Consider the following 21,097-nt stretch of genomic DNA (forward strand, 5'->3'; position numbering starts at 1 on the left):
TCATCCCTTCGAGGGGTCACTTGAGGGCGCCGATGGTGAGCCCACCGCGCCAGTATCGCTGGAGCATCAGGAACGCGACGATGAGGGGAACGATGGCGACGAGCGCGCCCACGACGATGACGTTGAAGAGCGCCGGGCCGGCGTTGCCGAGGGTCGCCTGCTGATACCAGGTGCGCAGCCCCACGGTGAGCGGGAAGAGGTCGTTGTCGCTGAGCATCACCAGGGGCAGGAAGAAGTTGTTCCAGGTGGCCACCATCGTGAAAAGCAGCACGGTGACCAGCGCGGGCCGCATCGCCGGCAGCGCCACGCTCCGAAACACCCGGAGCTCGCCCGCGCCGTCGATGCGGGCCGCCTCCAGCATCTCGTCCGGCACCGAGTCGTGCGCGTAGACCCGCAGCAGGTACACGCCGAACGGGTTGAGCAGCGACGGCAGGATCACCGCCCACACGGTATCGGTGAGGCCGGCCTCGCTCATCAGCAGGTAGGTGGGGAGCACGAGCGCGGTCGCTGGCACCATGATGAGGCCGAGCAGCGTGGCGAAGAGGATGTTGCGGCCGGGAAAGCGCAGTTTGGCGAAGGCGTACCCGGCGAGCGCGGCGACCGCGGTGGCGCCGACGCCGCTTGCCACCGAGTACAGCGCCGAGTTGCGCAGCCACTTCAGGTAGACGCCGCCCTCGTTGCTGAAAAGCGTCGAGAGGTTGTCGAAGAGCTTGAAGTCGTCGCTGAACCACAACGGCGCCGAGCCAAACAGCCCGTCGTTGTCCTTTGTGGAGGCGACGAGCAGCCACCAGAAGGGCAGCAGGAAGTACACCGCCATGACCGCCATGACGGCGTGCGAGGCGATCCGGCCGCCGGTGGTTCTCGCTGGCCTGCTCACCGCAACGCGCTCCTTCGGCGGGTGACGAACAGGAATATGTACGACCCGACGAACACCACCGCGCCGAGCAGGAACGAGATGGCGGCCGAGTAGTTGTACTGCTGGTACGAGAAGGCCTGGTGGTAGGCGTACACGTTGGGGGTGTAGCTGTTGGTGATCGCGCCCGGGTTGAGCGGCTGGAGGATCAGCGGCTCGGTGAAGAACTGGAGCGTCCCGATGATGGTGAAGATCGTGACGAGCACGATCGCGGTCGAGATCATCGGGGTCTTGATGCGCAGCGCGGTCTGCACCGCGCCGGCGCCGTCCATCCGGGCCGACTCGTAGACCTCGCGCGGCACACCCTGGAGCGCCGCGTACAGCACGATCATGTTGTAGCCGGCCCACTGCCAGGTGACGATGTTGCCGAGCGAGTACAGCACCGTGCCGGACGAGAGGAAATCCGCGCGGAACGGGCCGGTGTTGGGGCTGTAGAGGAAGCCCCACATGAGCGTGCCGATGACCACCGGCACCGCGTACGGCACGAACGCGGCGAGCCGGAAGATCCGGGAGAACCGCGACGTCACCTCGTCGATCAGCAGCGCCGCGGCCAGCGCGATCCCGATCATCACCGGCGTCTGCACCGCGCCGAAGACCAGCACCCGCACCACGCCGCGGCGAAACTCGGGGTCGTTCAGCGCCTGCCGGTAGTTGTCGAGCCAGGCGAAGACCTCACCTTCGACCAATGTGGAGCGGTAGAGGCTCAGCTTGGCCGCGTACAGCATGGGCAGCAGCAGGAAGAACACGAGCAGGACCGTGAACGGGGCGACGAAGAGCCACCCCGCCACGGCCTGCCGGCCCACCTTCGGTCGACGGGCGACAACACTCATGAGGCGACCTTGAAACCTTGCTGTGAGGCGTAGGTGGTGATGTTCTGCTGCGCGGTGTCGAGCGCGGCCGTCCAGGAGGTCTTCTTCTCGATGGCCTGGTTGAGGTTCGTGGTCAGCTGGTTGAAGTAGTAGCTGTTGAACGGGCTCCACTGAAACTCGCCGATCCCGTTGTACGCCGGCACGAAGACCTCGTTGACCTTCTGGCCGCCGAAGAACTCGTACTCCTTGGTGACGAAGTAGTCCCACTCCAGGATCGGTGTGGCGGTCGGGAAGAGGAACGCCTCGTCGATGCCGATCTTCCAGGCGTCCTTGTTGGCGCCGAAGATCTCCATCGCCACCTTCGTGGCCTGCTCGGGATACTTCGTCTGGTCGGTCACCGCGAACGACGAACCGCCCCAGTCGCCCTGCGCGTTCTCCCCCGCGTTCCACTGTGGAATGGGAGCGGCCCGCCACTTGCCCGAGGTCGTCTTGGCCACGCTCGCCAGGTAGCCCGGGCCCCAGCCGGCCGCGATGTACGTGGCGTACTTGCCGCTGCCGAGCCCGGCGTACTGGTCGGTGGTGCCGTAGGCGACGGTGTCGGCGAGTCCACTGTCGACCATGTCCTCCCAGTACGCCATCACCTTCTTCGCCGGGTCGTTGTTGAGCCGGACGCCGACGTTCGGCGACTGGGCGGCCGTGTACTCGAAGGGCCGCGCGCCCGCCTGCCACATGAGCCCGGTCATGAAGCCGCCGTCGTTGGCGCCGAAGTCGGTGATGAAGCTGCCCGGCGCGGCGGCCTTGAGCTTCTGCGCCGTCTCCTTGTACTCCGCCCACGTCTTCGGGACGGTGAGCTTGTGCTTCTGGAAGATGTCCTCGCGGTAGAGCATCGCCATCGGGCCGGCGTCGACCGGGACGGCGTAGACCGAATCGCCGTTGCTGACCTGCTTCCAGGCCCAGTCGACGTAGTTGCCCTTGATGTCGTTGGCGCCGTACTTGCCCATGTCGACGAGGTGCTTGGTGAGCTGGAACGTGGGCAGCTCCTGGAACTCCAGCATCGCGACGTCGGGCGCGCCCTTGCCGGCCTTGAGCGCGGTCTGGAGCTTCGTGTACTGGTCCTGCCCGGCGCCCGCGTTCTCCCACTCGATCTGCACGTCGGTGTGGGTGCGGTTGAAGAGGTCGACCACACCCTGGAACGCCGGGTACCAGGCCCAGACTTTGATCTTGACGGGCCCGCTCGGCTCTTCGCTGTCGTCGCCACCGCCACAGCCGGCGACGACAAGTGCGGTCGCGGCCAGGAAAGCGGTCAGCAGAAATCGAATCCGGCTCCGTTCTACACTGAAGTGCCTGACACTCATCGGTCCCTCCGAGGGGATTCGAAACGCTTCACACGCGTGTTAGGTAGGCCGGCCCGCGGTGCTGGCACACCAAGGGCCGGCCGTCGAGTCTCGCCGTGGCTCACGGCCGCTGTGCTGCGGGAATGGGCTTTCATCCACCCCGCCCTGCTACGATTTTGCAGCGCTGCAAACAGCATGCACTCATCGACGATGGTGGACAAGGGGTAACGTGCCGGAAACTTCAGGTCGAGGCACATCGACGAACGGAGGCCCATGCGACGAGGACGGGAGGTAACCCTCCGCGACGTGGCCGAGCTGGCGGGCGTCTCCAGCCGCACGGTGTCCAATGTGGTCAACGGCTACGCGAACGTCACCGAGCGCACCCGCCTGCGCGTGCAGCAGGCCGTCGAGCAGCTCGGCTACACCCCCAACGTGCTCGCCCGCAACCTCGCCCGCGGCCGCTCCGGCCAGATCGCCGTCGTCGTGCCGTACCTGGACACGCCGTACTTCTCCGAGCTGCTCCAGGGCATCATCCGCGCCGCCCGCGTGCAGGGCTACAACGTGCTGATCGACCAGACCGACGGCGACCGCGAGCACGAGCGCATGCTCATCAACCACGGCTCCAGCCGGCTGCTCTTCGACGGCGTCATCTTCAGCCCGCTCGGCCTGTCGCAGGAGGCGCTCGCCGACCGCGACCCCGGCCTGCCGCTGGTTATCCTCGGCGAGCGGGTCAGCGACGGCACGTTCGACCACGTCGGCATCGACGACGTCACCGCCTCCCGCCAGGCCACCGAGCACCTGCTCGACCTCGGCCGCACCCGGCTGGCGGCGATCGGCGACCAGCCGTACGAGACGGGCGAGGCGGCACAGCTGCGCACCCGCGGCTTCCGCGAGGCGCACGAGCGGCGCGGCCTACCCGTGCACGAAGACCTGATCATCGGCACGCCGCGGTTCAACCGGGTGGACGGCGCCGGCGCGATGGCCCACCTGCTCGACCGCGACCACCCGCCGGACGCGGTCTTCTGCTACAGCGACCTGGTGGCGCTGGGCGCCATCCACACGCTGGTGAGCCGCGGGCTGCGGGTGCCCGAGGACGTGGCGGTCATCGGCTACGACGACATCGAGGACGGTCGCTACTCCAACCCGACCGTCACGACCATCTGCCCGGACAAGGAGATGATCGCGACGACGGCGGTCGAGCGGCTGCTGCTGCGCATCGGCAGCGCCACTCCCCCACCCGGCCTCGAGCTGCGCGCCCCGCACCGCCTGATCGTGCGGGAGAGCACCGCCGGCCGCGCCTCTACCATGATCGGATGAGGTCTGTTCTGGTCACCGGCGGCTCGCGGGGCATCGGCGCGGCCATCGTGCGCGCCTTCGCCGCCGGCGGCGACCGCGTCGCCATCCACCACCGGACGTCCGCCGACCTGGCCGAGTCGCTCCGCGCCGAGCTGCCCGGCGAGGGCCATGTCGTGGTCGACGGCGACGTCGCCGACGCGGGCGCGGTCCGCCGCTTCGTCGACCAGGCGGCGAAGGCGATGGGCGGGCTGGACGTCGTGGTCAACAACGCCGCGGTGTTTCCGCCGCACCCGGTCATCGCCACGTCGTACGAGGAGTGGCAGCAGGCCTGGCGGCACACCTTGGCGGTCAACCTCGTCGGTCCGGCCAACGTGTGCTGGTGCGCGGTGCGGCACATGCGGCCCGGTGGCCGGATCGTCAACGTCTCCTCGCGCGGCGCCTTCCGCGGCGAGCCCGACCAGCCGGCGTACGGTGCGAGCAAGGCCGGCCTCAACGCCCTCACCCAGTCGCTCGCCCTCGCCCTCGGCCCGCAGGGGATCGCGGTGACCGCGGTCGCGCCGGGCTTCGTGGAGACCGACATGACCAACGAGCACCTCAAGGCGCCGCGCGGCGACGGGATCCGCGCGCAGAGCCCGTTCAACCGGGTGGCCAAGCCCGCGGAGATCGCCGCCGCCGTGCACTACCTGGCCTCGCCCGAGGCGGAGTGGGCCAGCGGCGCCGTCCTCGACCTCAACGGCGCCTCCTACCTGCGCTGACCCCCGGGTCAGTCGGCCGCGGACATCCAGTTGTCGTCCGGGCCGAGCAGCCGGTGCGCGGCCTCCAGGCCGGTCAGGGCCGTGCCGTAGGCGGCGAGCTCGCGCTGGTAGTGCTCCACTTTGGAGTACCAGAACTTGAGCTCGGGGTTCATCGACTTCAGCTCGATGTAGTTGACCACGTCCGTTTCGGGGGTAATGCCCCGGCGTGCCTGCGTCTGGTTGAAGTGGGTCCTCGCCCGCTCGTACCTGTCGTTCATCGCGGCGAGCCCGGCCTCGGCCTTGGCCAGCCGGCCGCGCAGGTAGTGGACGTACTCGCGGTAGGCCAGGGAAACGACCTGGTCCTCAAGGGAGATCGACATGGCGATCGCTTTCGATTGGCGCGTGAATGTCGTGATCGCTCTACCCCGTCGCACCCTCATGTATGCGTGATGAGCGCCACCGCGTTGTTCCAGGCGTCGGTGGCCCGCGTCCCGAGCCGCGACCGGTCGATCGCCCACGACTCGAGGCCGGGCACGACCACGCGGACCACGTGTGCCGGGATGCCGGGCGGAGACAGGTCGACGACGACGGCGCGCGCCAGGCCGGCGGCGCGGAGGCGGTCGAGCAGAAACCGGACGTCCGCGGCGATGTCGTCGCTCGGGTAGGTCGGCAGCGCGGACGCATCCAAGATCGCCGCCTCGTCCACAGTAGACTCCACGCCGGGGCCGCCGGCGGCACGGAGCTGGGCGCACTCGGTGATCGCGCGGGTGAGTGCGACCTCCAGGTCGGGGTGGGTGCCGAACCCGGAGTGCTGGCGCCCACCCTCGGCCGCCACGGCCAGGATGCTGGGCACGCCGAGGTCCGTCGCGATCGACCGCAGCCGCGGCTCGACGTCGGCACCGGCGAAGCCGGCCACGAGCGCCCGCGCCCGCGCCGGCAGCGTGCCGGGGTCGAGCCACTCCGTCTCGGGCACACCGTCCACGATGGAGCGCATCCGGTCGCCGGTCACCTCGGCCAGCGTCATGGCGTCCCGCTCGACCACCTCGCAGAGCGCGTGGCAGACCGCCTCCTCCACGCTGTTGCCCGAGGCCAGGCCGTTGGTGGTGGTGACGGTGTAGCAGTGCGGGGACGCGGGCTGCGGCCCGTACGCCACGGCGCCGTGCGGCACCAGCACCGGCTCGTCGTGGAGCAGGTCGTGGCCGGTGACCCAGAAGACGGGCGCGTCGTCGGTGTACTCCGGGTGCGGCGCGAGGTTGTGGTCGGCCGGGCGGACGGCGGCGCGGCCCGCGGCGGCGAGCTCGGCGTACGAGGCGATCGCGGTGGGGCGCAGCGGCAGCCAGGCGGCGAAGCGCTCGACCGCCTCCATCACCGCCGAAGCCCGCGCCTCGGCCGGGGTCAGGCCCTTTCCGCCGTAGACGGGGACGTCGTCGACGGACCGCGGCAGCAGGGCGGTGAAGACCGGGATGCCGAGGCGGTCGTGGCCGGTGACGTCGACGACCTCGGTGATGCCGGCGCGGGCGAGGTGCGGCCGGATCCGCTCGTAGGTCTCCTCGGCCGTGCACTCGCGCTGTGTGCCACGCGCCTTGGGCACCCGGTCGCGCAGGCGCACCGTCAAGCGGGCCGCACGCGGCAGGCGTTGGGCATGGTGCGGCAGAGGTTGGCGCCGGCGTCGGTCACCCGGCACCGGCTGACCACGTCGGCGCAGCCGGCCACCACCACCCGGCACGGGCTCACGCCGCCCGGCCAGGCCGCCGCCGTCACCCGGCACAGGCGCGCGCCGCCACGGCCGGCGGGAACGTCGAGGCTCTCCAGCAGCTCTTGCAGCTCATCGGGTCGCAGACCGTCGATCTCCATCGAACCCTCCCCCAGCGCAGGCTCTCGATCCCCGCATCGTAGGACCGCGCCGCGCCGCGCACAGTCGCCTATCCGGCCGGAACCCGCAGGCGCCGAACCGGGGAGGCGACCAGCGCGACGAGGCCGACGGCCACCGGCACGGCGAGCACGACGTAGGCCGCGCGGACACCCGCGAGCTCGGCCACCCCGCCGCCCACCAGCGCGCCGAAGGGGGTGCCGCCCCAGGAGATCATCCGGCCGGTGGTGTTGACCCGCCCCTGTAGCTCGTCGGGCGTGAGCTGCTGGCGGACGGTGATGCCGTTCATGTTGCCGGCGCCGCGCCCCAGCTCCCAGGCCGCCCACAGCAGCAGCGCGCCGGCGAACACCGGCGTGACCGCGAGCCCGAGCAGCGCCAGCACGAACAGCGCGTACGCGACGATGGAGACCTTGCCCGCGCCGAGCGTGCGGGCCGCGCGCGGCAGCAGCACGGCGGCGGCCAGGCCACCGACCGCGGCGGCGCTGTAGAGCAGGCCGACCCGGCGGTCCGGCGAGCTCAGCCCGAGCACCTTGTCGGCGTGCACGACGAGCAGCCCGGAGGCGCCGCCCCCGGCGAGGTTGAGCCCGAAGCCGGTCAGGCTCATCGTGCGGATGACCGGCTGCCGCCACAGGAAGCGCAGCCCCTCGGCGATGTCCGCCCGCACGTGCGACTCCGCGCGGACCGGCGGGTCGAGGTCGGTCCCGATCCGCACGAGGAGGGCGGCGGAGACCAGGTAGGTGGCGGCGTCGCCGGCGAGGACCACCGCGGGGTCGGCCAGGCTGGCGAGCAGGCCGGCGGCGGCCGGGACCGCGATGGCGAGCACGATCTCGGTCGACCAGATCAGGCTGTTGGCCGCGGGCAGCCTCGGCTTGCCGACGAGCCGCGCGAGCGCACCCCAGGCGGCCGAGTCGAACCAGCAGAACCCGCACCCCACGCCGAACGCGACCGCCAGCACGTGCCCGACCGTCAGCACGCCGAGCGCGTGCGCCAGCGGCACGGTGGCGAGCAGCGCCGCGCACGCGATGTCGGCGCTCACCATCATCGCCTTGCGCCGCAGGCGGTCGGCCGCCGCACCGGCGAACAGCCCGAAAAGCAGGTACGGCAACGCTTCCAGCCCGACGACCGCGGCGGTCAGGGCGGGCGAGTCGCTCGTCTGGTAGGTCAGCAGCGGCAGCGCCACCGCGCTCGCCACGGTGCCGGCGAACGACGTCGAGCGCGACACGAACCAGCGCCGGAAGTCCCGCTCGGCCAGCAACCGCCCCGACGCCTCCACCGACACCCGGCCACCCTATATAGAGACCTTTTGGAGTCGGGGTAGCTTCGGCCCCCTCTGGATCCCTACTTGGACAGAAGATGTGAGCTACCGCGACGCCCGTCGTGGTCCAGGCCGTTGCTCCCGCGGCCTCACCCGTCCGCCGCTGGTCACGCTCACCCCAGCGGCTGCGCCGGGCCTCACGGGCCCCGGCCGGGGGTAGGTGCGCGCGGGATGCCTTTGCTCTGCTTCCTACAGTGGGCCACCCCCATCGACCCACCGCCGCACGCACGACGGCGTGAACGCAGCGGTGCGCTCAGCTCGACAGCCTTCCCAACAGACCAGCCACAACCGGCCCGCGAAGGCCCCCATCTCGCCGAAACCCCCGGCCGTCCACTGCCAGCTCCGCGAGACAAGCCCGAAGGCGTCCGTCGCGGACCCTACCTCCGCCATCCTGACGCACCGTCACCAGCCCAGAGGTCGGGACTTCGAGATCTAGGAGACTTGGGGTTGAAATAGCGCCCTACTCTCCTAGATCTCGAATCTCGCGCGGCTCACACCCTCGTGGCGGTTACACGCGGCGACGACAACCCCGTTGCTTTCCCGGATCGCCGATCCGGGAATAGACATTGTGGACAAACGTCGACCAACGGCGCGACCAGCGGCGGACGGGTGAGGCCGCGGGAGCAGCGGCCTGGACCACGACGCACATCGCGGTAGCTCACATCTCTGTCTAATAGGGATCGAAGCCACCCCGACTCCGAAACGTCGTAGAGCGCTACATGCCGTCCGTCTTGAGGGGGTACGGGATGAAGGTGCTGCGGTTTTCGTCGAGGTCCAGGCGGCGGCCGATCGGGGCGGCGGCGCGCTGGGCGCAGGTGAGGCGCTCGCAGGTCTTGCAGCCGGGCCCGATCGGGGTGGCGGCGCCGGTCGCGTCGAGGTCCATGCCGTCGGAGTAGACGAGGCGGCCGGCGTGGCGGGTCTCGCAGCCGAGGCCGATCGCGAAGCTCTTTCCGGGCTGGCGGAAGCCGCCGCGGTGGCGGGTCACGGTGCGGGCGATCCACAGGTAGCGCTGGCCGTCGGGCATCGCGGCGATCTGCCTCGTCACCCGGCCGGGCGCGCTGAACGCCTCGTAGACGTTCCACAGTGGACACGTGCCGCCCGAGCGGGAGAACGGGAAGCCGGTGGCCGACTGGCGTTTGGACATGTTGCCGGCGCGGTCGACGCGCACGAAGGAGAACGGCACGCCGCGGGCCTTGGGGCGCTGGAGGGTGCTGAGCCGGTGGCAGACGGACTCCCAGCCCATCGCGAAGTGGTTGGTGAGCAGCTCGATGTCGTAGCGCATGGTCTCGGCCGCGGTGAGGAAGCGCTGGTAGGGGAAGATGAGCGCGGCCGCGAAGTAGTTGGCCAGGCCGACCCGCATGAGGATCTGGGTCTGCGTGTCGTCGACCTGCTCCTCCTCGATGATCTCGTCGATGATGTCGGCGCACTCCAGCAGGCCGATCTGCGCGCCGATGCGGCTCGCCTCCTGGCCCGGCCGCAGCGACGTGGAGAGGTGGAGCGTGCGCGTCTCCGGGCGGTAGCGGTGCAGCTCGCCGGCGAGCGCCGCGGCGTCGTCGCGGGTGATGCGGATGCCGTGCCGCTCGGCGAGGCGGTCGGCCAGCACCGCGCGGGTCTCGCCGCGCCGCACGCCGATCCGCTCGGCGAGGGCCTCGGCCGCCTCGTCGAGGTCGGGGATGTAGTTCTGCCGGCGGTAGAAGAAGTCGCTCACCTGGTCGTGCGGGCTGCGCCCGGCCACCAGCTCGCGGTCGCCGAGGATCTCGGCCAGCTGGTCGCCGGCCTGGCGGTAGCGGCGGTGCAGCTCGATCACGGCCTCGGCCACCTCGGGCAGCTTGGTGGCGAGCTCGGTCAGGTCGGGCACGGTGACCCGCGGCGGCAACGCCTCGCGCAGGTCGTGTACGAGTCGGGGGGTGTCGTGTGGCGCGAAGAATGTCGTGTCGACGCCGAACAGCTCGGTGATGCGGATGAGCACCGGCACGGTCAGCGGCCGCGCGTCGTGCTCGATCTGGTTGAGGTAGCTGGCCGAGATGCCAAGCTGCCGGGCCAGGTCGACCTGGCTGATCGTGCGGTCTTCGCGCAGGCGTCGCAGCCGTGCCCCCGCGAATGTCTTGGTCATCACGACAGATTAGCAGGCTTGAAAAGGAGTGAATTCGCAAGTTTGCAAAATCGCGTAGAGGCTTCTCAATAATTGGCTGTTTCCGTCCCTTTACGGGTCGACGGCCCGGATGCGAAGTTCTGCGAATGAACACGAACGCGCAACGCTTGCAGGACGAGTGGACGACAGACCCGCGTTGGCGAGGCGTCGAGCGGACATACACGGCCGAAGACGTGGTGCGCCTGCGCGGCGCGATCCAGGAGGAGCACACGCTGGCCCGCCGGGGTGCCGAGCGGCTGTGGGCGCTGCTACACGACGAGCCGTACGTGCACGCGCTCGGCGCCCTCACCGGCAACCAGGCGGTGCAGATGGTTCGCGCCGGCCTCAAGGCGATCTACCTGTCCGGCTGGCAGGTGGCGGCGGACGCCAACCTCGCCGGGCACACCTACCCGGACCAGAGCCTCTACCCGGCCAACTCGGTGCCCGCGGTCGTGCGCCGCATCAACAACGCGCTGCTGCGCGCCGCCCAGGTCACCACGGCCGAGGGGGCCGAACCGCCGTTCGACTGGCTGGCGCCGATCGTGGCCGACGCGGAGGCCGGTTTCGGCGGCGTGCTCAACGCGTACGAGCTGATGACCGCGATGATCGCCGCCGGCGCGGCCGGCGTGCACTGGGAGGACCAGCTCGCGTCGGAGAAGAAGTGCGGCCACCTCGGCGGCAAGGTGCTGATCCCGACCGGCCAGCACATCCGCACGCTCAACGCCGCCCGGCTCGCCGCCGACGTGTCCGGCATCCCGTCGGTGATCGTCGCGCGCACGGACGCGCAGGCGGCCACGCTCATCACCACCGACGTCGACGAGCGCGACCGGCCGTTCGTCACCGGCGAACGCACGGCCGAGGGCTTCTACCGGGTCCGCGACGGCATCGAGCCGTGCATCGCGCGCGGCATCGCCTACGCGCCCTACGCGGATCTACTGTGGATGGAGACCAGCACGCCCGACCTCGAGGTGGCCCGCCGCTTCGCCGAGGCGGTCAAGCGCGAGCACCCCGACCAGCTCCTCGCGTACAACTGCTCGCCGTCGTTCAACTGGCGCAAGCACCTCGACGACGCCACGATCGCCAAGTTCCAGCGCGAGCTGGGCCACATGGGGTACAAGTTCCAGTTCATCACCCTCGCCGGCTTCCACGCGCTCAACTACTCGATGTTCGACCTCGCGCGCGGGTACGCGGCCGAGGGCATGCCGGCCTACGTGTCGCTCCAGGAGCGGGAGTTCGCCGCCGAGGCGGACGGCTACACCGCGGTGAAGCACCAGCGCGAGGTGGGCACCGGCTACTTCGACCTCATCAGCACCGTGCTCAACCCGGACGCCGAGACCACCGCCCTGCGCGGCTCGACCGAGGAGGCCCAGTTTTCATGAGAATCCAGGTCACCGGACGCATGGAGGACCGCTTCGGCGAGGTCCTCGACCAGAAGGCGCTCGACTTCCTGGTGGCGCTCGACGGGGAGTTCGCCACGCGGCGGGTGCAGGTGCTCGACACCCGCCGCGCCCGGCGGGCCCGCTACGCGGAGGGCCAGCTGCCCGGGTTCCTGCCCGAGACGCGGGCGATCCGCGAAGACCTGTCGTGGCGGGTGGCGCCGCCGGCACCGGGCCTGGTCGACCGGCGCGTCGAGATCACCGGCCCGACGGACCGCAAGATGACCGTCAACGCGCTCAACTCCGGCGCCAAGGTCTGGCTGGCCGACTTCGAAGACGCGACGTCGCCCACGTGGCACAACGTCATCAGCGGCCAGCTCAACCTGATCGACGCCATCGACCGCCGCATCGACTTCACCGCGCCGAACGGCAAGCGTTACGAGCTCGGCGACGACCCGGCCACCATCGTCGTGCGGCCGCGCGGCTGGCACCTCACGGAGAAGCACATCGTCGTCGACGGCCGCCCGATCTCGGCCAGCCTCGTCGACTTCGGGCTCTACTTCTACCACTGCGCGCAGCGACAGATCGACGCCGGCCGCGGCCCGTACTTCTACCTGCCGAAGCTGGAGAGCCACCTGGAAGCGCGGCTGTGGAACGACGTCTTCCGCTTCGCGCAGACCTATGTGGGCATTCCACAGGGGACGATCCGCGCCACGACGCTCATCGAGACCATCACCGCGGCGTTCGAGATGGAGGAGATCCTCTACGAGCTGCGGGAGCACTCAGCCGGTCTCAACGCCGGCCGGTGGGACTACATCTTCAGCATCATCAAGAACTTCGGCAACCGCGACGACTTCGTGCTGCCCGACCGCTCGGCGGTCACCATGACGGTGCCGTTCATGCGCGCGTACACCGAGCTGCTCGTCCGCACTTGCCACCGCCGCGGCGCGCACGCCATCGGCGGCATGGCGGCCTTCATCCCCAGCAAGGAGCCGGCGGTCAACCGGGTGGCCATGGACAAGGTCCGCGCCGACAAGGACCGCGAGGCCGGCGACGGCTTCGACGGCTCGTGGGTCGCGCACCCGGGCCTGGTGCCGGTGTGCCGGGAGGCGTTCGACACCGCGCTCGGCGACAGCCCCCACCAGATCGACCGCCTGCGTGAGGACGTCACCGTGACCGCCGACGCGCTCCTCGCCGTCGACCGGACGCCGGGCCAGGTCACCTATCACGGCGTCCGCAACAACGTCGCCGTGGCCCTCCGGTACATCGACGCCTGGCTGAGCGGCACGGGCGCGGTCGCCATCTTCGACCTGATGGAGGACGCGGCCACCGCCGAGATCGCCCGCTGCCAGATCTGGCAATGGATCCACCACGGCACGCCGCTGGCCGGCGGTGGCCACGTCACCGCCGACCTGGTGCGGTCCATGATGGACGAAGAGCTGGCCGCGCTCCGGCTCGACCGCGGCCCGAGCGACCAGGGCCGGCTCGCCGAGGCGGCCGCCATCTTCGCCGCCGGCGCGCTCGGCGAGGAGCTGCCGCCGTTCTTCACCATCGAGGCCTACGCCCGCCACCTCGTCGGCCAAGCCTGACCCGGCCACCGGCGAGACCTGGGCTGCCGCGACGTCCGTCGTGGTCTCGATGGCCGACGGGACAACACCGGAGGGTTGTGCATCCCAGGGAGGCTGTCGACCTGCTCGCACAAATGGGGCAGCTCGGCAGCAAGGGATGAGCTACCACGTCCCCACGGCCACCTGAAAGGTCTGTGCAAGCGATTTGAAGTAGGCGGGCGGCACACTGGCAACCATGCCAACGCCGATGTCGTCCGTCACCTCGCCGGTCCGATACGACGAGGCGTTCTACGACGTGCCCAACCAGCGCCCGGCCGTGCCCGTCGCCCTGCAAGTCGTGTCGGTGCGCAACCAGCAGGTCCTGCTGCACGTCGCCGACGACCTCGTCGGCGGCACCCTGCCCCTGCTCTGCGACGTGGACGTCCGGGTCTCGCTCCGCGCCGACCAGCGCGGCATCCACATGTCGCGGATCCAGACCGCGCTCCAGGCGCCGGAGTCGCTGCCGCTGAGCCACCTCGCCGCCGCCATCGCCGCGCGCGTCCAGGACACCCAGCGGCAGGAGGCGGCCGAGGTGCGGCTCCGCGCCAGGGTCCCGCTCGCCACGCGCACGCGGGTCAGCGGCCTCCCCTCCCCGGACACCGTCGAGATCTCGGCCGTCGCGACCGCCGGGCCCGAGCCGAGGGTCGGCCAGGGGGTCACGGCCACCAACATGACCGCGTGCCCGTGCATGCAGGGGTACGCCCTGACCGAGCTCATCAACGAGGTCGGCCTCACCACCGAGGAGGGCAGCGACCTCCTGCGCCGGCTGCCGATCGCCACGCACAGCCAGCGCGGCACGGTGCGGCTCGGCGTCGAGGCCGCGAGCGCCGGGGCCCTGCCCGGATACCAGCACCTCTACCGCACGCTCGCCGCGCACACGACGCTGACGCAGGAGCTGCTGAAACGCCCCGACGAGTACGACCTGGTCCGCCGCGCCCACCTCGCGCCGCAGTTCGTCGAAGACGTGGTCCGCTCGGTCGCCAGCGGCTTCGTCCGCTCACTCCGCACGGACCAGGGCGGCCTCGCCGCCGACCAGGACGGCCTGATCGTCGCGGAGGACGGCCTCGTCGTCGAGGTCGAGGCCGAGAGCCACGAGTCGATCCACGGGCACGACGTCCACGCGCGGCTCCACGCACCCGCCAGCGACCTCATCGCCACACTGACCGGGCCGGCGCCGACGGAGCCACCAACCTCGACAGCAAAGACTCCATGACCTTCCGGAGCCGAGGTGGCTTCGCTCTGAGTTCCTGTCAGGGCCTCACCCTTCGCGGCTGGTCGCGCTCACCCCTCTTGGGGGAAGGGCTAGCCGAGTGCGGTGAGGCAGGTGGTGTCGCCGGAGCGGTCGGTTGAGGCGACCACCAGCGCCGCGGCGGCCAGCGACAGAGTCGAGCGTGGGGTGGCCGGGCAGCCGGGCGGGTCGAAGGGGTGTTGGGCGCGGACCGTGCCGGTCGTGGTGTCGAGCACGAGCAGCCGGGTGCCCGGGGCGGCCGCGTCGCCGTCGGCTGCCGCCAGCACGTAGGCGGCGCCGTCCCGCTCGGTGACCGCGGCCGGTGCCCGGCCGGCGAGGTCGGGTACGTCGCGGCGCCAGCGTTCGCGGCCGGTGGTGAGGTCGACGGCGGTGGTGGAGTCGCCGACGTATACGGCGGTGGCACCGGCGAACACCGGGAGGCCCGGCGGCAGCGGGTGTTCGGCGCTTGGCGTGCCCGTCCGCGGGTCCAGCACCCGGGCGGTGTCGACGGCCGGGGCGCCGTCGCGGGTGGCGGGTGTGGTGGTCGCGACCCAGAAGCCGGCGCCGGTGGCCCGGATCGACCGTGGGAAGGGGGTCCGGTCGCCGCCGCCGCCCGGCTGCCACCGCCAGAGCTCGTGGCCGTCCTGCGTGGACAAGGCGGCGACGAAGTCTTGTTCGCGGGCGTCGCAGAGCACGACGATCGCCACCACGTCGCTGGCCGGGGTGCCGGTCTGTGCCCAGCAGCCGTGCCGCTCCCCGGTGCCCGACCGCCAGGTCCACCGGAGGACGCCGCCGCGCGGGTCCAGCGCCTGGGTCACCGCCTCGCCGCCGCGTGCCGTGCGGTCGTTGACGAGCACGGCGGCGTCGGTGCCGAACATCGTCGTCGCCCGGCCCCAGCCGCGGTCGCGGCGCTGCCAGAGCTGGCGGCCGGTCGCGGTGTCCAGCCCCACCACGAGTCCGCCGATGTAGCCGTCGAACAGCACGGCCGCCGTCCGGCCGCCGCCGGCGACCACCGCGGCGACCACGGTCAGCCCGTCCGAGCGGGTGTACGACCACCGGGTCTCTCCGGTCACCGCGTCGACCGCGCTCGCGCCGTATGCGTGCGTGAGGACCAGGTAGCGGCCGGCCACCAGCGGTGCGGCCGGATCCTGGTAGGTCTCGACCAGCGGCACGCGTGCCTGCCAGCTGGTGCGTGTGGGGGCGGCCGGCGCGGCCGGCACCACGTCGGGCAGTGCGGTGCTGGTGTCGTGCCGGACGAAGCGGCCGTCGGCGTACCAGCTGAGCGCCGGCGCCGCGGCAGGGCCGAGCAGGAGCACGACCAGGGCGGCCAGCAGAGCGGTCAGGGTCCACTTGAGACGGCCGTCGCGCCCGGCGGCCACCAGCAGCCAGCCGGCGAGGAGGCCGAGGCATCCGAGTGTCGCCTCCGGCCCGCCGATCCGGATGCCCCGCTCGGGGTCGATCCGTAGCAGCAGCCCGGCCGCGATCACCGTGGCCAGGGCGGCCGCGCCGGCCGCTGCCAGCGGCGGGCCGGGCCCCCGATGTGGACGGGAGCCCGGCCACCAGTACCGCAGGATGACGGCGGCGCTGGTGACCGGGCCGAGGCCGACGAGCGCGAGCACGGCGGCGGTGGGCGGCCGGCGTGTCCCTGCCCAGTCCCACGGCAGGAACAGGCCGGCCACCAGCAGGACGGCACCGACCGCCAGCAGCATCCACCCGACCTGGCGCGCGACCACCCTTCCCAGAGTCACCGCGCCAGGGTGGCACACGCCGGCCAGTGGCTACGGCGTGAGCCGCAGCTCGACGAGGATCGCCTTGGGCAGCTCGGATCCCTCGCCGGGTTCGATGGCGACGTACCCGTTGGCCGGCACCGCGTACGTCCGGTCCTCGCCCTCGGGCAGATCCGCCGTGGCCTGCAACGGCCGGTCGCCGCCCCGGACGCCGAACGTGGCCGGCACCTCCAGCGTGAGGAAGCCCCGCGTGCCCCACGTGCGGAAGCAGTAGTACACGCCGTACGGTGCGTCGGGCAGCGCCTTCTCGACCTGGATCTGGCCGGGGGCGCACTGCCCGTCGTCGTAGGTGCGGGAGCTGTCGAGCACGATGCGCCCGTCGCCGCGGAACACCTTCAGGTTGTGCTGGGCCAGCACCTGGTCGGCGTTGGGATACGCGTAGTTCTCCACGGCCGGTGCCGGTGCGTCCGCCGCTTCGCGGGCGGCCGAGCCGCCGCTCGTCAGTGCCAGCACCGATCCGGCCACCAGTGTCGTAGCCACGAGAAAGTGCGGTGTCTTCATGGTTGGTCGATCTCCTGACTACTTCAGCGGGAACGAGGTCAGCACGATGAACCCGTTCTTGTGACCCGGCCGGTACTGGAGCACGATCCGGTACTTGTTGCCTGCGGGGACGATCTGCCCGTTCGGCAGGGCGACGACGCCGAGCGACCCGCCGTCCTTCACGTAGCCGTTGATGACCTTCTCCCTGTTGCCGCCCTGGGAGGCGCGGTTGACCCAGCCGTCGATCTCGGGCCGCTTGCCGGCCACCACGTCGGTGACGACCTTCTGCGCCGTGTCGACGTCCGTCCAACGGCCGACGGGTTTGCCGGTGTCCGCGGCCCGGGCGAGGATGTCCGCGTCGCTCGGGTCGACGTGCTCCTCGATCGTGTGGGCGGGGGTGTTCTCCTCGTCCTTCTTGAGGTTCGTGCAGTTGTGCGCGAGCAGCCGCGCGTCTCCCGCGACCACGAAGTAAGTGGCGAGGCCGTCGACGGTGAGGTTGTGCACCGCCGTCCGTACGGTCCGCCGGGACACCGCCACCACGTCGGCCGTCGTGCCGTCCGCGGTGCGCAGCGACACCCCGGAGACGAGCGACTTCGCCGGCACCCAACGGCCCAGCTGCGACACCCAGAACGGGTGGCCCGCCGTCGCGGAGACGGTCCGCGCCGGGGTGTGGCGGTCGCCGTCGTCGTCGACGGCGATGTCGACGATCACCTTGTCGCCGGAGCTGCCGACGAGGGCGGTTACCGGTCTCGGCGCCGTCCGGCCCGCGGAGGGCTCCGCGGCGACCACCGTGTCACCGACACGCACATCCTCGATCGGCACGGTGCGCCCGCCGGCGAGCAGCACCCGGGTACCCGGCACAAAGCTGCTCGTGGTCTTGCAGCTGTCCTTGAACTTGTCGACGATGCGCATGACGTCGCGCAGCTTGTCCGACATCTTGGCCGCCGCCGTACCCCAGCCCAGGACCGGCACCAGGGAGCCGAGCGACAGGAAGCCGCCGACGATGTCCCCGCGTGCGAACGATATGGCCGCGTCGATGGCGTCGCACGGCTCGCCGACGACCGGCACCAGCCCGCACGCCATCAGCGCCAGCTGGAGGAAGTCGAGGATGATCTCCGGGTTCTCCTCGATGAACTGCTGGATGTCGTGGAGCATCTGGCAGCCCGCCGTGGCCTTGCCCGCCGGCGACGCGCACTTCATCGGGTTGACGAGGGCCTCGGTGAAGCTGAGGTAGACGTTGAGGCAGTCCTTCGGCATCGTCACGGCCTCGATCGACAGGCACGACCAGTTTCGGTGCTGGTCCGCCGCCGTACCGCTGCCACCGGGGCCGCTGCCCGGGTCCGTGCTGCGGTCCTCCTGCTGCATCGTCCGCAGGCGGTTGGTGTAGATGTCCATCGCCTCCTTGGCGGCCTGCGCCGCCAGTTGGGCGTCGTTGCTGGCATCCATGGCGGCCTGCCGCGCGTCCAGCTTCGCCTGTTGCGCGGTCTGCGCGTCCGCCTGCGCCCGCCGGGACGCCGCGGTCGCGGTGGCGGCCGACTGGGCGGCGGCGTTGGCGCTGGCCTGCGCCGAGTTGGCCGCGTTGCGGGCGGTCTCCGCCGACTGCGCGGCCTCGTCCGCCGAACGCTTGGCCGCGATCGCCGACGCCTGCGCGGCGGCGGCGTGCTGGCCGGCGAGGTCCGCCGACGCGGCCGCCTGGTCGGCCCACCGCCGAGCCTCCTCCGCCGCGTTACGGGCCACCGCGGCGACCCGGTTGGCCTCGGCGGCGTCCGCCCGGGCGGTCTCCGCGTACTGCTGCGCCTGCTTGATCAGCGCGTGTACCGCGTCGACGTGGGTGGCCTGCTCGTAGTCCCGCTGCGCGGCCAGGTACCGGCCGGCGGCCAGGAAGTACGAGGCGTAGGAGCCGGGTCCGGCGAGTGCCACCTGCGCGGCGGCCTTCACCTCGGGGCCACCCGCCGCCATGATCCGGTTGATCTCCAGGCGGTCGTCGGCGGTCCGTGCCGGGTGCTGTCCGGCGCGCAGGAACTGGTGCGCGTCGGCGGGCGTGCCGGCCAGCGCCCGCTCCGCGGCGGCCCGCACGTTGGGCCCGGGGTTGGCGTTGAGGATCGCGAAGATCTTGCGGCGGTCCTCGGCGGCCTTGCCCGTGTACGCGCGAGTACGCAGGAAAGTGGCCACGGCCGCGTTGTCGCCGTCGAGCGCGGCGCGGGCGGCGGTCTTCTCCGGGCCGTCCGGCAGCGTGTCGACGAGCCGCCAGACCCGCTCCCGGTCGTCCTCACCGGCCGCGGCCATACGCCCGGTCGCGAGCCAGATCCGCATCTCGAACTCGTCGCCGGCGAGGGCGTCCTCGGCGGCGGCCCGGGTCCACTCGCCGCCGGTGGAGACCAGCGTCAGTGCGGCCCGGCGGCCCTTGTCGAGTACCACCGCGGTCGGCGCGCCGGGAGCGGCCGCCTCGGTGAGCAGCGTCCGCGTGGCCGGGGGCACCCGGTCCTGCTCCGCGGTGTCCCACAGCAGCTTGCGGTTCCAGGCGGTGTACTCACCCGCGTCGGTGCCGCGCGCCTGCTCCTGCGCGACGGCGTCCTGCGCGTCCTTGACCCCCTGCTCGGTCCATTCGGCGAGCCGGGCGGCGTCCTCCTGCCGGGCCAGCTGTTCCAGGGTCACGGCCTGGTTGGCGGCGGCGACGGCGACGTTGGCCGCCTCGACCGCGGCGGCCGCGTGCTTGGCCGACTCCTCCGCCGCCTTCTCCGCGATACCGGCCTGTTCGGCCGCGGTGTCCGCCGCCGCGGCGGCGCGCTCGGCGTGGTCGGCCGCCTGCGCGGCGAACGCGAACGCCTCGTCGGACGCGGCGGCCGCGGCGCGGGCGAACGACAGCGCCCGGTCGGCCGCGCGCGCGGCGGCGTGCGCCTCGCGCTGTGCGGCCGCGGCCGCCGCGCGGGCCCGCTCCGCCTGGGCCGCCGAAACCCCCGCGTGGTGGCTGGCTTCGTTCGCGGCGACGGCGGCGGCGTCCGCGTTGGCGGCGGCGCTGTGTGCCGACTGGGCCGCCGCCTGGGCCTGGGCGATCGCCCGGTCCCGCTCGGCCTTGATCTGCTGGAGCTCGCGTGCCTTGGCGGCCGCGTCCCGGGCCGCCTGCGCCGCCTGCCGCGCCGCCGCGGCCTGGCCGGCGTCGGTGCGCGCGTTCGCCGCCGCCCGCTGGGCGCGGGTGGCGGCCTGCGCGGTGAGCGACGCCGCCGCGGTGGCCTGCCGGGCCCCGTCGGCGGCGACCTGGGCCGCCCGCATGGCCGCGTTCGAGGCGGCGATCGCCTCGCGCCCCGCCTGCGCCGCACCCGCCGCCGCGTCCGCCGCCCGGCCGGCCGCCGCGGACGCCTTGCCCGCCGCGCCGCCGGCCGCCTCGGCCTCGGCCGCCGCCGTCTCCGCGGCCTTCTTCGCCTCGGCCGCGGCGTTCACCGCCCGTGCCGAGGCCTCCGCCGCGGCCAGCGACTCCCGCGCGGTGGTCTCGCCGGCCTGCTTGGCCTGCTCGGTCAGGCTCTTGATCGAGGCCATCTCGGTGTCCCGCGCGCGGGCCACGAACTGCCCGTACACCAGGAACTCGCGCAGCTGGTCGGCGCTGCCACCGAGCGCCCGCTGGGCGGCCGCGTCGAGGTTCGGACCGCTGGCGTTGGGGGCACCGGCCAGCATCCGCGTCGCGGCGAGGCGGTCGTCCGCCAGCTCGGCGGTGGCCCGGCCGGTCAGCAGGAACTCGGACCAGTCCGCGGCGTCACCGGCCAGCGCGGCTGCCGCCGCCTGCTTGGTCCGCGGGCCGCCGGCCTCCCAGACCCGGTGTACGCGCAGCCGCTCGTCCGCCGCCCAGGGCTGCTTCCAGCCCTCCTCGACGAACTGGCGCAGCTGCTCGGGCGGCCCGTCGAGGGCGCGCACCGCGGCCTCGCGTACCGCGGGGCCGTCCATCCCGGCCAGGACCTGCGCCGCGGCCCGGTCGTCGGCCCGCTGCGCGGCGACCCGGCCGGAGGCCAGGAACTCGCGCAGGTCGCCGTCCGAGCCGAGCAGCGCGGTCTCGGCCGCCCGGCGGGTCGAGGGGCCGCCCTCGGACAGCAGGAAGACGGCGAACCCCCGGTCGTATTCGACTTCGGCCGCGGCCGCGCGCTCCGGCGCGACGAGCAGGCCCCCGGCGAGGATCGCCACCACCGCGGCGGCGACCGCTCTTACCTTGGTCTTGCGCATGACGTACT

At 72.1% G+C, this 21,097-nt stretch carries 16 protein-coding genes; 5 read left to right on the forward strand and 11 right to left on the reverse strand.

Annotated elements, in window-relative coordinates:
• Window positions 1-16 precede the first annotated feature (16 nt).
• From ACTMTJ_RS16945 to ACTMTJ_RS16955, 3 genes are read right to left on the reverse strand one after another with little or no spacing between them, the layout of a single operon-like run.
• Window positions 17-877 (reverse strand): carbohydrate ABC transporter permease, encoded by an 861-nt coding sequence (locus tag ACTMTJ_RS16945; RefSeq protein ID WP_441217538.1) that lies wholly within the window; start codon window positions 875-877, stop codon window positions 17-19.
• Window positions 874-1,743, reverse strand: a complete 870-nt coding sequence (locus ACTMTJ_RS16950) for a carbohydrate ABC transporter permease (RefSeq protein ID WP_441217540.1) — start codon at window positions 1,741-1,743, stop codon at window positions 874-876. The genes ACTMTJ_RS16945 and ACTMTJ_RS16950 overlap by 4 nt, the downstream gene beginning before the upstream one ends.
• Window positions 1,740-3,077, reverse strand: a complete 1,338-nt coding sequence (locus tag ACTMTJ_RS16955; RefSeq protein ID WP_441217542.1) for an ABC transporter substrate-binding protein — start codon at window positions 3,075-3,077, stop codon at window positions 1,740-1,742. Before ACTMTJ_RS16955 ends, ACTMTJ_RS16950 begins: the two co-directional genes overlap by 4 nt.
• A gap of 252 nt (window positions 3,078-3,329) precedes the next feature.
• On the opposite strand from ACTMTJ_RS16955, the gene ACTMTJ_RS16960 reads away from it, so the two are divergent.
• Window positions 3,330-4,373, forward strand: coding sequence for a LacI family DNA-binding transcriptional regulator (locus ACTMTJ_RS16960; RefSeq protein ID WP_441217544.1), 1,044 nt, complete (start codon window positions 3,330-3,332; stop codon window positions 4,371-4,373).
• Window positions 4,370-5,107 carry an SDR family NAD(P)-dependent oxidoreductase gene (locus ACTMTJ_RS16965; RefSeq protein WP_441217546.1) on the forward strand — a complete coding sequence of 246 codons (738 nt, stop codon included), beginning with the start codon at window positions 4,370-4,372 and terminating at the stop codon, window positions 5,105-5,107. Before ACTMTJ_RS16960 ends, ACTMTJ_RS16965 begins: the two co-directional genes overlap by 4 nt.
• Before the next feature lie 8 nt (window positions 5,108-5,115).
• Here ACTMTJ_RS16965 and ACTMTJ_RS16970 read toward each other — a convergent pair whose 3' ends face one another.
• The 5 genes from ACTMTJ_RS16970 to ACTMTJ_RS16990 form a co-directional block, all read right to left on the reverse strand.
• A complete protein-coding gene (locus tag ACTMTJ_RS16970) occupies window positions 5,116-5,466 on the reverse strand; it encodes a hypothetical protein (RefSeq protein ID WP_441217548.1) in 351 nt (116 codons plus the stop codon).
• Window positions 5,467-5,522: 56 nt separating this feature from the next.
• Window positions 5,523-6,695, reverse strand: coding sequence for a YcaO-like family protein (locus ACTMTJ_RS16975; RefSeq protein ID WP_441217728.1), 1,173 nt, complete (start codon window positions 6,693-6,695; stop codon window positions 5,523-5,525).
• A gap of 2 nt (window positions 6,696-6,697) precedes the next feature.
• On the reverse strand, window positions 6,698-6,940 hold the full coding sequence (locus ACTMTJ_RS16980) for a hypothetical protein (RefSeq protein ID WP_441217550.1): 243 nt from the start codon (window positions 6,938-6,940) through the stop codon (window positions 6,698-6,700).
• A 68-nt stretch (window positions 6,941-7,008) separates the two neighbouring features.
• Window positions 7,009-8,235, reverse strand: coding sequence for an MFS transporter (locus ACTMTJ_RS16985; protein ID WP_441217552.1), 1,227 nt, complete (start codon window positions 8,233-8,235; stop codon window positions 7,009-7,011).
• Between the two features lie 751 nt (window positions 8,236-8,986).
• Window positions 8,987-10,384, reverse strand: a complete 1,398-nt coding sequence (locus ACTMTJ_RS16990) for a short-chain fatty acyl-CoA regulator family protein (protein WP_441217554.1) — start codon at window positions 10,382-10,384, stop codon at window positions 8,987-8,989.
• A gap of 125 nt (window positions 10,385-10,509) precedes the next feature.
• Here ACTMTJ_RS16990 and aceA point away from each other — a divergent pair, with 125 nt between their 5' ends.
• The 3 genes from aceA to ACTMTJ_RS17005 all read left to right on the forward strand — a co-directional run bounded on the left by aceA (window position 10,510) and on the right by ACTMTJ_RS17005 (window position 14,598).
• On the forward strand, window positions 10,510-11,781 hold the full coding sequence (aceA, locus tag ACTMTJ_RS16995) for an isocitrate lyase (RefSeq protein WP_441217556.1): 1,272 nt from the start codon (window positions 10,510-10,512) through the stop codon (window positions 11,779-11,781).
• Window positions 11,778-13,367 (forward strand): malate synthase A, encoded by a 1,590-nt coding sequence (aceB, locus tag ACTMTJ_RS17000; protein WP_441217558.1) that lies wholly within the window; start codon window positions 11,778-11,780, stop codon window positions 13,365-13,367. Before aceA ends, aceB begins: the two co-directional genes overlap by 4 nt.
• A gap of 214 nt (window positions 13,368-13,581) precedes the next feature.
• Window positions 13,582-14,598 (forward strand): GTP cyclohydrolase, FolE2/MptA family, encoded by a 1,017-nt coding sequence (locus tag ACTMTJ_RS17005; RefSeq protein ID WP_441217560.1) that lies wholly within the window; start codon window positions 13,582-13,584, stop codon window positions 14,596-14,598.
• 89 nt (window positions 14,599-14,687) lie between these two features.
• Here the strand turns inward: ACTMTJ_RS17005 and ACTMTJ_RS17010 are convergent, their stop codons facing one another.
• The 3 genes from ACTMTJ_RS17010 to ACTMTJ_RS17020 are packed head-to-tail and all read right to left on the reverse strand — an operon-like array spanning window position 14,688 to window position 21,089.
• The gene (locus ACTMTJ_RS17010; RefSeq protein ID WP_441217562.1) at window positions 14,688-16,361 is read right to left on the reverse strand and encodes an outer membrane protein assembly factor BamB family protein; all 1,674 of its coding nucleotides are present in this window, start codon (window positions 16,359-16,361) and stop codon (window positions 14,688-14,690) included.
• Between the two features lie 30 nt (window positions 16,362-16,391).
• Window positions 16,392-16,901, reverse strand: a complete 510-nt coding sequence (locus ACTMTJ_RS17015) for a hypothetical protein (protein WP_441217563.1) — start codon at window positions 16,899-16,901, stop codon at window positions 16,392-16,394.
• 18 nt (window positions 16,902-16,919) lie between these two features.
• The gene (locus ACTMTJ_RS17020; protein ID WP_441217565.1) at window positions 16,920-21,089 is read right to left on the reverse strand and encodes an RNase A-like domain-containing protein; all 4,170 of its coding nucleotides are present in this window, start codon (window positions 21,087-21,089) and stop codon (window positions 16,920-16,922) included.
• Between the last annotated feature and the right edge of the window lie 8 nt (window positions 21,090-21,097).

The organism is Phytohabitans sp. LJ34 (assembly GCF_052068095.1).
Taxonomy (GTDB): Bacteria; Actinomycetota; Actinomycetes; order Mycobacteriales; family Micromonosporaceae; genus Phytohabitans.